The sequence below is a fragment of the Streptomyces sp. NBC_00435 genome (assembly GCF_036014235.1).
Classification (GTDB): domain Bacteria; phylum Actinomycetota; class Actinomycetes; order Streptomycetales; family Streptomycetaceae; genus Streptomyces.
Genome location: NZ_CP107924.1, coordinates 6,444,642 through 6,459,358 on the forward strand (window position 1 = coordinate 6,444,642; position 14,717 = coordinate 6,459,358).

At 73.8% G+C, this 14,717-nt stretch carries 10 protein-coding genes and 1 tRNA gene; 5 read left to right on the forward strand and 6 right to left on the reverse strand.

All coding sequences use genetic code 11. The features are described from left to right. The first annotated feature begins 373 nt into the window (after positions 1-373). Both OG389_RS29185 and OG389_RS29190 read left to right on the forward strand, forming a co-directional pair. Positions 374-2,434, forward strand: coding sequence for a phosphocholine-specific phospholipase C (locus OG389_RS29185; RefSeq protein WP_328301430.1), 2,061 nt, complete (start codon positions 374-376; stop codon positions 2,432-2,434). Positions 2,435-2,721: 287 nt separating this feature from the next. Beyond that, entirely contained in the window at positions 2,722-3,480 is a 759-nt protein-coding gene (locus OG389_RS29190; RefSeq protein WP_328301432.1) for an alpha/beta fold hydrolase, read from the forward strand. Positions 3,481-3,636: 156 nt separating this feature from the next. Here OG389_RS29190 and OG389_RS29195 read toward each other — a convergent pair whose 3' ends face one another. From OG389_RS29195 to OG389_RS29205, 3 genes are all read right to left on the reverse strand, one after another. Further along, on the reverse strand, positions 3,637-3,978 hold the full coding sequence (locus OG389_RS29195) for an alpha/beta hydrolase-fold protein (RefSeq protein WP_328301433.1): 342 nt from the start codon (positions 3,976-3,978) through the stop codon (positions 3,637-3,639). A gap of 520 nt (positions 3,979-4,498) precedes the next feature. Beyond that, positions 4,499-4,571, reverse strand: a tRNA-His gene (locus OG389_RS29200). A 365-nt stretch (positions 4,572-4,936) separates the two neighbouring features. Continuing rightward, a complete protein-coding gene (locus tag OG389_RS29205) occupies positions 4,937-6,190 on the reverse strand; it encodes a hypothetical protein (protein WP_328304187.1) in 1,254 nt (417 codons plus the stop codon). Positions 6,191-6,307: 117 nt separating this feature from the next. On the opposite strand from OG389_RS29205, the gene OG389_RS29210 reads away from it, so the two are divergent. Further along, complete coding sequence (locus tag OG389_RS29210) at positions 6,308-7,429, forward strand: aminopeptidase P family protein (RefSeq protein WP_328301434.1); 1,122 nt, start codon at positions 6,308-6,310, stop codon at positions 7,427-7,429. A 64-nt stretch (positions 7,430-7,493) separates the two neighbouring features. On the opposite strand, the gene treZ is transcribed toward OG389_RS29210, so the two are convergent. Further along, a complete protein-coding gene (gene treZ, locus OG389_RS29215; protein ID WP_328301435.1) occupies positions 7,494-9,308 on the reverse strand; it encodes a malto-oligosyltrehalose trehalohydrolase in 1,815 nt (604 codons plus the stop codon). Between the two features lie 112 nt (positions 9,309-9,420). On the opposite strand from treZ, the gene OG389_RS29220 reads away from it, so the two are divergent. Both OG389_RS29220 and OG389_RS29225 read left to right on the forward strand, forming a co-directional pair. After that, positions 9,421-9,984: a DUF1707 and FHA domain-containing protein gene (locus tag OG389_RS29220; RefSeq protein WP_328301436.1), complete on the forward strand. Its 564-nt coding sequence runs from the start codon at positions 9,421-9,423 to the stop codon at positions 9,982-9,984. A gap of 111 nt (positions 9,985-10,095) precedes the next feature. Beyond that, a complete protein-coding gene (locus OG389_RS29225) occupies positions 10,096-10,569 on the forward strand; it encodes a GNAT family N-acetyltransferase (protein ID WP_328301437.1) in 474 nt (157 codons plus the stop codon). 78 nt (positions 10,570-10,647) lie between these two features. Here the strand turns inward: OG389_RS29225 and OG389_RS29230 are convergent, their stop codons facing one another. Next, positions 10,648-11,970, reverse strand: coding sequence for a M14 family zinc carboxypeptidase (locus OG389_RS29230; RefSeq protein ID WP_328301439.1), 1,323 nt, complete (start codon positions 11,968-11,970; stop codon positions 10,648-10,650). A gap of 331 nt (positions 11,971-12,301) precedes the next feature. Beyond that, a complete protein-coding gene (gene treY, locus OG389_RS29235; RefSeq protein ID WP_328301440.1) occupies positions 12,302-14,644 on the reverse strand; it encodes a malto-oligosyltrehalose synthase in 2,343 nt (780 codons plus the stop codon). Positions 14,645-14,717 lie beyond the last annotated feature (73 nt).

A 14,717-nucleotide genomic window follows, 5' to 3' on the forward strand; every position in this document is an offset into this window, starting at 1 on the left:
TCCCCCGGCAGCATGCCGGCGACGGCGGTGATCCCGGCGCGCGGACGCGGTACGGACGGCTGATGGGCATGCCCTCACCATGACGCGCGGGCCCGGGCCCGGTCCTGAGCGCGGATGCCCGTCCGGCCCGGCGGCCCGGTGAGTACACCGGGCCACGGGACGTGCGCGGACGGTGGCGGACGGGTGCGCGGTCGGTGCCGGGGCGCGCACGGAAGGGGCCCGTGGGGCATGAACCGGCTGACGAGGGCTTCCGTTCTCCAGGTGTACGGCCCACTGTCACGAAAGCAACGCCGACCGGTACCCCGGGGCCGCTGTTCTTGGGGCGCCCCTCGACACCCCCCCGCACCGTCTCACCAGCAGAGGTCGTCACGCCATGGCAGAACTGAACCGCCGCAGGTTCCTGCAGATCGCCGGTGGTACCGCCGCCGTCGCGATGCTGAACGAGAGCATCGCCCGCGCCGCCGCCATCCCGGCGCAGGGCAGCACCGGAACCATCCAGGACATCGAGCACATCGTCGTCCTCATGCAGGAGAACCGGTCCTTCGACCAGTACTTCGGCTCCATGAAGGGCGTACGGGGCTTCGGCGATCCGCGGCCGGTCCTGCAGGACAACGGCAAGCCGGTCTTCTACCAGTCCAACGGGACGAAGGACATCCTCCCCTTCAACCCGCAGGTCAACGAGCTCGGCATGCGGTTCGTCGAGGGCCTCAACCACGACTGGGCCGGCGGACATTGGGCGTACAACAACGGTAAGTACGACAAGTGGGTGCCGGCCAAGACCGCCACCACCATGTCGTACATGACGCGGAACGACATCCCGTTCCACTACGCGCTCGCCGACGCCTTCACGGTCTGCGACGCCTACCACTGCTCCTTCATCGGCGCGACCGACCCCAACCGCTACTACCTGTGGTCGGGTCACACGGGCAACGACGGCACCGGCGGCGGCCCGGTCCTCGGCAACCAGGAGGCCGGCTACGGCTGGAAGACGTACCCCGAGCGACTGGAGACGGCCGGGGTGTCGTGGAAGGTCTACCAGGACGTCGGCGACGGCCTGAACGCGGCCGGCGGCTGGGGCTGGATCAGCGACGCCTTCCGGGGCAACTACGGGGACAACTCCCTGCTGTACTTCAACAGCTACCGCAACGCCCAGCCGGGCAGCGCCCTGTACGAGAAGGCACGTACCGGGACCAACGCCAAGGCGGGCGAGGGCTACTTCGACAAGCTGCGCGCGGACGTGGTGGGCGGAACCCTGCCGCAGATCTCCTGGATCGCGGCGCCGGAGGCATTCAGCGAGCACCCGAACTGGCCCACGAACTTCGGGGCCTGGTACATCTCGCAGGTGCTCGACGCGCTGACCGCCAACCCCGACGTATGGGCGAAGACGGCCTTCTTCATCACCTACGACGAGAACGACGGCTTCTTCGACCACGTCGTGCCGCCGTACCCGCCCACCTCCTCCGCATGGGGCCTGTCGACCGCCGACGTCACGAAGGACCTGTTCGCGGGCAACGCGAGCTACACGGCCGGGCCGTACGGGCTCGGCCCGCGCGTCCCGATGATCGTGGTCTCGCCCTGGAGCAAGGGCGGCTACGTCTGCTCGGAGACCTTCGACCACACCTCGGTGATCCGCTTCATGGAGAAGCGGTTCGGCGTGCAGGAGCCCAACATCTCGCCGTGGCGCCGCGCGGTGTGCGGCGACCTGACCTCGGCCTTCGACTTCACCAAGGCCGACGCGTCCAAGGCGGCCCTGCCGTCCACGGCCGCGTACGTCCCGGCGGACCACAACGCCCACCCGTCCTACCACCCGGTCCCGCCGGCCACCGGCACCCTGCCCAAGCAGGAGGCGGGTACCAAGCCGACCCGTGCGCTGGGCTACGCCCCGTACGCGGACGGCAAGGCCACCGTCTCCACGGGCAAGTTCACCCTGACCTTCTCCTCCGGTCCCTCCCTCGGCGCCCACTTCCACAGCACCTCGGGCAACCGCACGGACGGCCCGTGGCCCTACACGGTCGAGGCGGGCAAGACCCTGTCGGACACCTGGAGCACCAGCAGCTCCACCGGCAACCAGATCAACCTCACGGTCTGGGGGCCGAACGGCTTCCTGCGCACCTGGAAGGGCCCGGCGAAGAAGGCCGGCCCCGAGGTCACGGCCCGCCACGACGGTGCCACCGGCAACCTGGTGCTGTCCCTGACCAACTCCGGTACGGCGGCCGTCAACCTGACCGTCACCAACGCCTACGGCGGTGCGGCCCAGGTCCTGCGCGTCGCGGCGGGCGGCACGCTCGCGCACACGGTGTCCCTGGCCGGCACGGCACGCTGGTACGACGTCAAGGTCGTCTCCGACGCGGACACCACCTTCCTGCGCCGCTTCGCCGGCCACGTGGAAACGGGCGCGACCGGAGTCTCGGACCCGGCGATCACGACCGTCTGACGCGGTCGTCCGGTGCGCGCGGCAGCCGCCGTTCCAGGACCGGGAGGTCGCGGGGACGGTGGCTGCGGGCGCGCCGGAGCAGCAGGTCGTGGGCGGTGTCCGGGACACGGCGGTGTTCGGGGTGCCGGGCGGTGGACTCCTCGCCCGCGGAGAGCCGGCCCGCCCCGGCCAGGCCCGGCCCGGCCGGCCGGTCTCCCGTAGGCCCCGGGCGAGTACGGTGTGATTTCAGCCCTGGTGGGCAGAGGTACCGCGTCGGTTTTCCGTGCCCCGCCACCGAGGGAGAACGCATGGCCATCGCCCACCGCAGGATCGGCACCGGCCCCGTCCGCGTCATCGTGCTGCACGACTGGTTCGCCACCTCCGCCAACTGGGGCTCCGCACTCGAGTACTTGGATCCGCGCGGGTTCTCGTACGTCTTCCCCGACTACCGGGGCTACGGCGACCGCAGGGACGTCGCCGGCCGCTACACCGTTGCGGAGATCGCCGACGACGTCCTCGCGCTCGCCGACGAGCTCGGCTGGGACACCTTCTCCCTCCTGGGCCACTCCATGGGCGGCAAGGCCATGCAGCAGGTCCTCGTCCGGGCCCCCGAGCGCGTCGAGAAGCTGATCGGGATCAACCCGGTCCCCGCCGCCCCCTACGAGATGGACGACGCCACCCACGCGCTCTTCTACGGGGCCGCCGCGAGCCCGGAGAACCGCCGTGCCATCCTCGACATCGTCACCGGGCGCCGCGCGAGCCCCTACTGGCTGGACCGGATGGTCGAGCACTCCCTGGCCGTGTCCCGGCCGGAGGCCTTCGCCGGGTACCTCGCCAGCTGGCAGCCGCTCGACCTGTCCGCCGCCGTGAAGGGCAGTACCGTGCCGGTGCTGGTCCTCGTCGGCGAGTACGACCTCGCGCTCACCGTCGATGTCATGCGGGCCACCTGGCAGGTCTGGTACCCGAACTGCCGCATCCACCCGCTCCCCGGCGCCGGCCACTACGCCCCGCACGAGAGCCCGGTGGCCTTCGCCACCGAGGTGGAGGCCTTCCTGTCCGCCGAATGACCTCGGGCAGCGAGAACCGGGGCGGCCGACTGCGGGGGCGCCGCCCCTTCGGCGGGAGCGGGGACCGAGCCGGTCCGGTGCTTTTCGGACGCCCTCCCACCTGCGCCTCAGGGCGGACTCAGGCGCCCCACCAGCCACTCCAGCGCCGCTGGCACCTCACGCGCCCAGGTCTCGTAGTGACGCCGACAGCCCGGCGGCAGCCCGGTACGCGTCCGGCTCGCGCAGGGCCAGCTTCAGCGCGCAGTACCCGCCCACCGAAGTGCCCATCACCCCCCACCCCCGGGGATCCCGGGTGAGGCCGTAGTGCGAGGACACCGCCGCCCGCAGGTCCCGCGCGAAGAAGGTCTCCGTCCGCGGCCCGCCCGGCACGTCCACGCACTGCGTGTCCCGGGGCGGCGCCACCGTCGGCGTCATCAGCACCAGCACCGCCGGCCGCATCCTCCCCGCCCGCACCGCGTCCAGCGCCACCTGCGGATACCGCAGCCGGTCGGGCAGCACCCCCGGCGTGCTCGGGAACCCGCTCAGCGCCAGCCGGCTGGAGTCCGGCCCGCCCCAGCACCGGCCGCACCCCGGGCCCCGCCAGCCGGGGCCACAGCCACACCGTGGCCCCGAACACCGCGGCCGGTGCGAAGGCGGCGAGCAGCAGTGCCGGGACGCCGCCGATGGCGAGGGTCGGCGCGAGGGGGAGGGCCGGCGCGAGGGGGAGCGCGGGGGACACGGCCGCCGGGCCCGGATCAGCCGACCGGACCGCGCGGGGCCGCGGCCGCCGCGCCGTTCTCCCGAGCCCGGGCGGCGATCTCCTGGTCGTCGGCGATCAGGACGCGGATGTCGCTTTTCATGGCTTTGATCCTGCCAGGCCGTCCAGCAGCGGGAAGGCCCTGGTCACCCCGCCGGTCGCCGCCAGGGCCCGTTCACGCGGCCGATCAGGCCGGGACCCCCTCGGCCACCGGGCGGGGGGAAACGGAAAAAGCCCGTGGGGGGTACGAGGAAAACCTCATACCCCCCACGGGACCAACAGGGTGAGTGACGGGACTTGAACCCGCGGCCACCTGGACCACAACCAGGTGCTCTACCAACTGAGCTACACCCACCACGAAGGGTGGCGGACCACCCGTTCGATGTGCAAGCACAGCATAGCTGATCAGAGGGGTGCTCCCGCGACGGCTTATCGGCCGCCGTCGCCGGGTACGGCGCGTCCTGGCTCGCGCTCGGCCCCGGCGGGCGGCGCGCGTCCCTGCTGGAGGCCGTCGCACGGGAGCGGGGCCGCGCTCATCGGCGTGCTCGGCGTGATCGCCCGCGCCCGCCGGGCGGCCGGGGCGCTGCGGCCGCTCGCCGCCGTCGCGGCGATGGCCGTCTCGGTGTACGTGGTGCACGCGGGCTCGCGCTGTTCCTGCGGGGCGCGAGCGGATGGGAGGTCCTGGCCGGGTTCTCGGCGGCCGCGGTGAGCGTGGGCGGCTCAGCCCTCCCCGTCGCGTTCCTCCGCGTCCCCGCGCAGGCGGCGCGCTCGCCCGGCGATCCCGCTCGAGAGCTTGCCCTTCACCGAGCCGGCCCGGTCGAGGGTCTCGTTGCCGAGGCTTCTGACGGCGTCGACGCCCTTCGCCCCTGTCTCGAGCGCCTTGTCCCTCGCCTCCGCGGCCGCGTGCACCCAGCGCCTCGCCTCCGACGGCCGGCGGCCGGACCCGATCCCGAGCCGGTCGCGGAACTCGCCGACGCCGGTCGAGACATGGTTGCTCGACTGGACCACGGCCGGGGACTTCGCCGGGTGCAGCAGCACTTTCGCGTTGGCCGTGCCGGCAGCCGCGTTCATCCTGGCCATCAGACGTTCGGTGCTCCGCGAGATGTGATCCAGCCGGTCCTGCCGGGCGGCCTTCAGTCCGAGGCGATGCGCGTTCAGCTCCTGCGGGGAGGAGTCCAGCACCCGGTCGAGCTCGAGCACGGCCATCGCGTCCTGCAGTTGGAAACAGCGCGCCAGAACGGCGAGCCACTCCCGGACCGCGGGCTCGGCCTCCTTGGCCGCCGCGGCGAGATCGCCGATCCGGGTCTTGCGCTCCATCTTCTCCGCGAGCGCGTCGAGTTGCCGCAGTACGTACGCCTGGGTCTCCGCGATCGTCGCCGGAGCGGCCTGCACCTTGGACCACGTGACCTCGTCGACCCTGTTCCTCCTCTCCCTGACGGTCATGGCCTCCTCGATGACGAAACCCACTCCGATCATGCGGGCCACCACGGCGTCCTTCTGGGCGCGCAGCACGTCGTCGAGCTTCTCGTCGATCGTGGCGAGATAGTCGGTGATCTCGTCCATGGTCTGCTGCATCGCGACCTGCGCCATGATCCCCGCGGCACCGGCGAGGACCGCCGGGTTGGTCAGAAGGGACCTGGGGCCCTTCACGAATTCGACGAATCCCCTGATCTGGCCCTTGTTGCCCTTCACGACACCGGTGCTGACGCCTGTCCCCGCGTTCTCCCTCAGCCCGTACTTCTTGACGAGCAGAGCCGACTCCTGAGTCAGCTTCACCCAGCGGCCGGAGGCGGCGGCGATGTCCGAACCCGTCTGCGTGACCGCGGCCCCGGTGCCGACGGCGGACGAGAGCCGGCGCAGTCCGAGGTCCTGCGACCGCAGCCCTTCCGAGGCGAGGAAGCGGTCGACATCCGCCGCGTTCCCGATGACCGCCAGCCCGTCGCCGTCACTGATCAGTTGTATCTCGTCGTCCATCGCCCGCTCCTGAAGTGGCTTCACGCGGCCGAGGGTAGCCAGCGCTTCGCCGGGCCGGGGCGGATTCGACCGGCGCGGCCGATGCCGCCGGGAGTGGGGGCGCGGGAGGATCCCCGTATGGACCACGACTCCGATCCCTTCACAGCCGCCGACTACGCCGCCCGGATGGCCGCCGCCGCGCAGTCCGCCGCCGACGCGGGCCTGGCGGGCCTGCTGATCGCCCCCGGGCCCGACCTGGCCCACCTCACCGGATACCGCCCCGTGGACACCGAGCGGCTGACCCTGCTCGTGCTCGCCGCCGGACAGGACCCCGTCCTCGTCGTCCCAGCGCTGGAAGCCCCCGACGCGGCGAAGTCCCCCGGCGCGGGCGCGCTGACGCTGCGGGACTGGGCCGACGGGAAGAACCCGTACTCCGTGACCTCTCCGCTGCTGGACGTGACCGGCCGTTTCGGCGTCAGCGACAACGCCTGGGCGCTGCACCTGCTGGGCCTGCAGCGGGAGCTGCCGACCACCTCGTACGTCTCGCTGACCGACGCGCTGCCGATGCTGCGCGCGGTCAAGGACGAGCGCGAGCTGGCCCGGCTCGCGGCGGCCGGCGAGGCCGCGGACGCCGCGTACGAACAGATCCTGCACGTCCCCTTCGCGGGCCGCCGGGAGAGCGACGTCGCCGCCGACCTGGCCGCGCTGCTGCGCGTGCACGGCCACTCCCAGGTCGACTTCACCGTCGTCGGCTCCGGACCCAACGGCGCCAACCCGCACCACGAGGCGGGCGACCGGGTCATCGGGCACGGGGACATGGTGGTGCTCGACTTCGGCGGCCTCAAGCACGGTTACGGCTCCGACATCTCCCGCACCGTCCACGTCGGCGAGCCCACGGAGGAGGAGCAGCGGGTCCACGACATCGTCCGCGAGGCCCAGTTGGCCGGTGTGGCGGCGGCCCGGCCGGGGGCCGCCTGCCAGGACGTGGACCGGGCGGCCCGCGCGGTGATCACCGAGTTCGGCTACGGCGAGCGGTTCATCCACCGCACGGGCCACGGCATCGGAGTGACCACGCACGAGCCGCCGTACATGGTCGAGGGCGAGGAGCAGCCACTCGTCCCCGGCATGTGCTTCTCCGTGGAGCCGGGCATCTACCTCCCCGGGCGGTTCGGCGTCCGGATCGAGGACATCATCACGGTCACCGAGAGCGGCTGCCGCAGCTTCAACAACGCCTCGCGGGAGCTGGCGATCGTCGAATAGGGAGCGGCCCCGCCGCTCCACCGGGCACCGTCCCTCCCCGCCGGGAGGGACGGTGCCCGTACTGCTACGGGCCCAGGACCACCGCCGACTCGGCCGGTACGTGGAGCCGCCCGTCGGGGTCCGGTCCGTCGACGGGGAGCCAGGCGGCCAGCACCCGGACCCCGTTCCGGCCGAGTGCGACGGTCACCGGCTCCGCGGACAGGTTCACCACCACGCGGACGTCACCCCGGCGGAACGTCAGCCAGCGGCGCTCCTCGTCGTGGGCGATCCGCAGCGCCGCCAGATCGGGATCGCGCAGGTCGGAGTGGGTGCGCCGGAGCCCGATCAGGGTGCGGTACCAGTCGAGCAGGCGGGCGTGGGGTTCCTTGTCCGGCTCCGTCCAGTCGAGCCGGGAGCGGTCCCTGGTGGCCGGGTCCTGGGGGTCGGGGATCTCCTCCGCCTTCCAGCCGTGCTCTGCGAACTCCCGCCGCCGCCCCGACCGTACGGCCTCCGCGAGCTCGGGGTCGGGATGGTCGGTGAAGTACTGCCACGGCGTGCCCGCGCCCCATTCCTCGCCCATGAACAGCATCGGCACGAACGGACCGGTCAGCGCCACCGTCGCCGCGCAGGCCAGCAGCCCCGGGGAGAGGGAGGCCGCGAGCCGGTCGCCCAGGGCCCGGTTGCCGATCTGGTCGTGGGTCTGGGTGTAGCCGAGGAAGCGGTGTGCCGGAGTGCGGCCGCGGTTCACCGGGCGGCCGTGGTGGCGGCCCCGGAAGGAGGACCAGGTCCCGTCGTGGAAGAAGGCCCGGGTCATGGTCTTGGCGAGGGCGCCGAGCGGAGCCTCGGCGAAATCCGCGTAGTACGCCTGGGACTCACCGGTCAGCGCACAGTGCAGGGCGTGGTGGAAGTCGTCGTTCCACTGCGCGTGCAGGCCGAGGCCCCCGGCGCCCCGGGGGGTCGTGGTGCGCGGATCGCACTGGTCGGACTCGGCGATCAGGAACAGCGGCCGGTCGCTCTCGGCGGCCAGCTCGTCCACCGCCGTGGCCAGTTCTTCCAGGAAGGTCAGCGCCCGCCCGTCGGCGAGCGCGTGCACCGCGTCCAGCCGGAGCCCGTCGATCCGGTAGTCGCGCAGCCAGGCGAGGGCGCTGCCGAGGAGGTACGCGCGCACCTCGTCGGAGCCGGGCGCGTCCAGGTTCACCGCCGCGCCCCAGGGGGTGTGGTGGGTGTCGGTGAAGTACGGGCCGAAGGCGGGCAGGTGGTTGCCGGAGGGGCCGAGGTGGTTGTGGACCACGTCGAGCACCACGCCCAGCCCGGCGGCGTGCGCGGTCTCCACGAACCGGGCCAGCCCGGCCGGGCCCCCGTACGGCTCGTGCACGGACCAGGGGGCGACACCGTCGTACCCCCAGCCGTGCCGGCCGGGGAAGGAGCAGACCGGCATCAGCTCGACGTGGGTGACGCCCAGGGAGGTGAGGTGGCCGAGGCGGGCGGCGGCCGCGTCGAAGGTGCCCTCGGGGGTGAAGGTGCCGATGTGCAGCTCGTACAGGACGGCGTCCTGGAGCGGGACCCGGGGGGAGGGAGCCGGCTCCCCGGGGGATAGGGCGGCGAGGTCCACCACCGCCGAGAGCCCGTCGGGGCCGTCGGGCAGGCGGCGCCCGCGCGGATCCGGGCGTACGGGGGCCGGTGGACCGCCCGCGGGACCGTCCTGGCCGCCACCCGGCGGACCGCCTCCGGGGCCGTCCTGGCCCCCGCCCAGCTCGAACCCGTACCGGGAGCCGTCGGCCGCCGGGGCCTCGGCGACCCACCAGCCCGGCCGCTCCGGATCGGGCGTCATCCCGTACGCGGCCCCGTCGAGCCGCAGCGCGACCCGGCCTGTCAGCGGTGCCCACACCTCGAACTGCACGGACGGTCCCCTCGTCTGGCGGCGGTACCCCAACCTGCGTGTCCGGGCCATCATCTCCGGCCCGGCGGGGGAGTTCTGGACACTCTGCCCCCGACGGGCCGACAATCACCCTGTGACGTCGAGTTTCGAGTTCCCCGCATACCCCGCTCCGCGGCTCTCCGACGCCGAGCGTGACCGTGCGCTGGGCCAGCTCAGGGAGGGCGCAGCCCTCGGGAAGCTGTCCCACGACACCTTTCTGCGCCGCATGGAACTCGCCCTCGTAGCCCGCCGTTCCGAGGACCTCGCGGTGCTCACCGCGGACCTGGAGGAGCGGGAGGGAGCCGAGAGCCCGTGGACCCGCCGGCTGTTCGGCTGGGTGGGGCGGGTCTCGGCCGTATCGGTGGGCGTGCGCCGGGCCTGGGCCGTCGAGAAGCTGCCCACCCTGCTCCTGCCGCACCCGAGCGCCGGACCGCTGCGGATCGGCCGCGACCCGGGCAACGGGCTGCGGCTCAGCCACGAGACGGTCTCCCGGGCCCACGCCGAACTGGGCATCCGGGACGGGGTCTGGGTGGTGAAGGACCTCGGCTCGACGAACGGGACCACGGTGAACGGGCACCGGGTGACGGGCTCGGCGGTGGTGCGGGACGGGGACCAGATCGGCTTCGGACGCATGTCGTTCAGGCTCTCGGCCGGCTGAGGCTCCGGGTCGGCGGTCGGCGGTCGGCGGTCGGCGGGCACGGGACCGGGCACGGGACCGGGACCGGGACCGGTTGTGCGGCGGGTGGCGCCCGTGCGGAAGATGGCACCCATGGAACACACGTCTGCCGCCCCCACCGTCCGGCCCGCGCGCCCCGGGGACCTGCCCCGCCTCGTCGAGCTGATGCGCGAGCACATGGCGTACGAGAAGTCCGTGCTCCGCCCGGCCGCCGATCTCGCCGACCGGCTCGGCCCGCAGCTGTTCGCCGACGGGGCCCGGCTCCGGGTGCTGCTGGCCGAGACCCCCGGGGGCGCGGTCGCCGGGTACGCCGCCTGCTCGGCCGAGTTCTCGTTCTGGGACGCCCGCCACTACCTCCACATGGACTGCCTCTACCTGGCCGAGGAGGCCCGCGGGCACGGCCTCGGCGCCGCGCTGATGGACGGCGTGAGCGGCCTCGCGCGCGAGCTCGGCCTCGGCCACGTCGAATGGCAGACGCCCGACTGGAACGAAGGGGCGATCAGGTTCTACGACCGGCTCGGGGCGACCGGCAGGCCGAAGCTCAGGTACTCCCTGCCGGTGGGGTAGGCCGTCCCGCGCTCCCCGTCCCGCGCTCCCCGGCCGGCGCTCCCCGTCCCCTGAGGCCGCTCGGCGCCCCGCCCCCGGTTACCGGCGGGCCGCCACGAGCCGGTCGTAGGCCGCCAGGACGACCCGGGACTGGTGCTCCACCTGCGTGGCCACCGGGACCCAGCGGGCCTGGAAACGGGCCGCGAAATCCTCGCACCACCCCGTGACGAGCCGGTCCACGGCCGGCGCCGTCGGATGCCCCTGGGCGTGCAGGACCCGGAGCAGCATCGCGGCGGCGCGCAGCGAGAGCCGCCGGCCGAAGGCGTCGATGCTCCCGATGTACGCCGCCGTCGCCTCGGCGGGAGCCGCGGCGCCCGTCCACTCGACGGCGATCCGGGGGATCAGCGCGAGCGTCCAGTCGACCGCGCGCAGCAGGGCGGCGTCGGCCGGATCGGTACCGCCGACAGCGGCCTCCCGCAGCGCCGCCACCCGCGCGGCGTCGGCGGTGAGTCGATCGGCAAGTACGCGCAGGGCGGCGCGCGGGTCGGGGTGCGGGGCCGGGTCGTCCACCAGGTCCGAGGCCCACATGGGGACCTCGACGATCGCGGTGGTTCCGGCGTGGCGGTGTGCGTGGTACCAGGTGCTGAGCCGGGTGTCCTCCGGATGGAACGCCCCGCCCGCCGCCGTCCCCGGCTCGGGCATCACGAAGATGCCGGCTCCCGGGGAGGGCCAGCCGTGGGCGTCGGAGGCGCTGGTCTCGACCGGAATGCGCAGCTCGGCGGCCGATTTGCCGAAGGGTTCGGCGAGGCCGGGTATGTCCCGGGTGAGCTGCACCCAGGAACCGCCGAGGTCGGTGCCGTGGAGGGAGACCTGGAGGGCGGGCCGGAGCTCGTCGATGAGGCGGGTGAGGGCGAGGGTCTCGGGCGGGAGACGGTCCGGGGGCAGTAAAGACGGCGCCCACTCGGGCTGTTCGGGGCCGGGAGGCCGGAAGAAGTTCCGGTGGTAGTCGAGCAGGGAGTACGGGCGGGGCGTGCGGTGCAGGGCCGCTCCGTCGGGGTCGGCGCAGAGCAGGAAGTGCCAGCCGGTACGGGGGAGCGGACCGGTCCCGCCACCGGCCCGGGTGCCGGTACCGACACCCGGGTCGGCGCCGGTGCCCGCCCCCGCGGCCTCCCGGATGAGCGTCCGGGCGAGCGCGAGGGCGGTCGCACCGCCCACGGGCTCGTTGGCGTGCGCCCCGGCGACGACGAGCACGGTGTGGGTGGTGTCGCCGGGTCCCACGGAGAGCAGCCAGAGGGGTTCCCCGGCCCGGGAGGTGCCGGCCTGCCGGAGCCGGACCAGGGCGGGGTGTTCATCGGCCAGGGCGCGCGCGGCCAGGGCGAGTTCGTGGGGGGTGGGATAGCACATGTCACGGATCAGGGTCACAGACGGTCCCATTCCCGCCGCGCGAGTGCCCTAGCCGTGTTCGCCGCCGCGGGCGGACTGCACCGCCGTACCGGTGGTGCCGTCCGCCCGTTGAGCACTAGCAGAAGCTCCACGTGCCGCTGACGTAGTTCAGGTTGTCCGAGGACATGCAGCCCTTGGTCTCGGTACCGGCGCTCGATCGGAGGTGATCGGAACGGGGCCGACGATGGCAACCGTGTCCGGGACCGGTCTTGTAGAAACCGGCTACCAGGACCGCAATGGCCGAGAAGGGTCCGCCGGGCGGCGACAACCGGACGCCGGGGCGCCGGGACCGCCCGGCGCCCGGGCGCGCTCACACCGGGGCCGGTTCCTCCCGCAGCAGTACGGCGACCGGCGTGGTCCCGCCGAGGAGCCCGCCGAGCCGCGCCTCGCCCTCGTACGCCTCTTCGTGCGCGCCCCCCGCGGCCCCGGTCCCCGCCGCCCCGAGGACCGGCAGCAGCCGCCACCGGCCCGGCGGCAGGGTCAGGGCCGTGTCCCGCCAGCCGCCCGCGCCCGCCAGCCCGTGCGACAGACGGGTGGCCACCGCCACCAGACCGCCGGTGCGGGCGAAGGCCACGCAGTGCTCCGCCGCCGGGCCCCGGGCGGGCAGCGGCGCGTATCCGGTGAACAGTCCGGGCCGGTCCCGGCGCAGTCGCAGCAGGGCGGCGGTGAGCGCGAGCTTCTCCCCGGCCGTGCCGCCCGGCGCGGCCCCCGTGTCCAGCCGGGCCAGGGCCTCCCGGGGGAAGACGGCGGGCCGCCGGTTGTCCGGGTCCACCAGGGCCCGGTACTCCGTCTCGGCCCCCTGGTAGACCTCCGGGACCCCGGGCATCGTCAGGTGCAGCAGCGCCGCCCCGAGCAGATTGGCGCGGGCCGCCGCGGCGAGCGGACCGGCCGGCTCCGGGGCGGCCGCCGGCACGTATCCCGGGACCGTGGCCTCGTACGCCGCGTCCTGCTCGGTCCACGTCGTGTGCAGGGCGGCCTCGCGGACGGCCTTGAGCAGGGCCTGCTCCAGCCGCACGGCGCGCTCCGGGCCGTCGTCCCCGAGCCCGAAGGCCGTCTGCCAGGCCACCCAGGCGAGCTGGGGATCGGCCCCGGCCGGAGCCGGCACCGACTCCGGGTCCTGGGAGAGAGCCGAGATCCGGGCCCGGACGTCGGCGCTGCGCTTGGTGTCGTGCGTGGTCAGTACGGTCCCGGACCGGGGCCACAGCCGCTCCCGCTCGGTGCAGTACGCGTGGAACTCCGCCACCGTGACCGCCGGATTCCCCGGATCCCCGCCCACCTCCGTGGCCGACAGCAGCGGCGCGTACCGGTAGAAGGCCCTGTCCTCCAGGGATTTGGCACGCAGGGCCGCGGAGGTCTGGGCGAAGCGGGCCGCGAAGGCCGGATCCCGCAGCACGAGCCCGCGTACGCCGGCCACCGCATCGGCGCCGGCCCGCGCGGAGGCCCGTTCCAGGGCCTCGGATGCGAGCTCCGGATCGCCGGGGTAGGGTCGGTAGACGGGATAGCTGATCAGCAACTCCCTGACAGCGTCGGCCAGTTCCGGCCCGGCCAGCCGCTGGAGCGCCGCCAGCTCGGCGGCCAGGTCCCCGGTCAGCACCTCGCGGGCGCCCGCCCCGGCGGCCTGCGCCCACCGGGGCTGTCCGGTCGACTCGCGGAAGCGGGTGTCGAGGCGCGCGGCCCCGGCCGGGTCGGTGAACACCCCGTCCACCCGGTGGAGCGCGTCGTACCCGGTAGTGCCGGCCACCGGCCATGCGGGGGCCAGTCGTTCCTCGCGGGCCAGGATCTTCTCGACCACCACCCAGCAGTCCGCGCCGACGCCCTCCCGCAGCCGCCGCAGGTACCCCTCGGGGTCCGCCAGGCCGTCCACGTGGTCGATCCGCAGCCCTTCGAGGACCCCGTCACGGACCAGCTCCAGCACCTTGGCATGGGTGGCGGCGAAGACCTCGGGGTCCTCGACGCGGACCCCGATCAGCTCCGAAATGGTGAAGAAGCGGCGGTAGTTGAGCCCGGCCCTGGCTTCCCGCCAGTGGGCCGGCCGGTACCACTGGGCATCGAGCAGCGCGGCCGTCTCCAGGCCCGCCGTACCCTCCCGCAGCGGGAACTCCAGCTCCCCGAGCCGCAGTACGGTCCGCCCGCCCCGCGCATCGGGCCCGACGTGGACCTCCGCGGGGTCCAGGGGCGCCGCGAGCACCGGCAGCAGCAGTTTGCCCCCGCCCGCCTCCCAGTCGATGTCGAACCAGCGCGCGTACGGGGAGTCCGGGCCCTCCCGCGCCACCTCCCACAGGGGACGGTTCAGGCGCAGCGGCGCCGGCAGCGCCATGTGGTTCGGCACGATGTCGAGCACCAGTGCGAGCCCGTGCGTGCGGGCGGCGGCGGCCAGCTCCCGCAGTCCGCTCTCCCCGCCCAGCTCCTCCCGGACCCGGGTGTGGTCGGTGACGTCGTACCCGTGGGTCGAGCCGGGCACCGCCTCCAGTACCGGGGAGAGGTGCAGGTGCGTCACGCCGAGCGAGGCGAGGTACGGTACCGCTGCCCGCGCCCGGTCGAAGGTGAACTCAGGGCGCAGTTGGAGGCGGTAGGTCGACGCGGGGGTGACGGCCGACGGAACGTCAGATTCCGCTTGGCTGAATTCGCGTCCGTTGCGCGGGGGCAGGCTCATGAGAACGTACGTACCCAGGATGCGGGATTCCGTGCCATTACCCAATGCATCCGGGTGATTGCGGCGGGTTAAC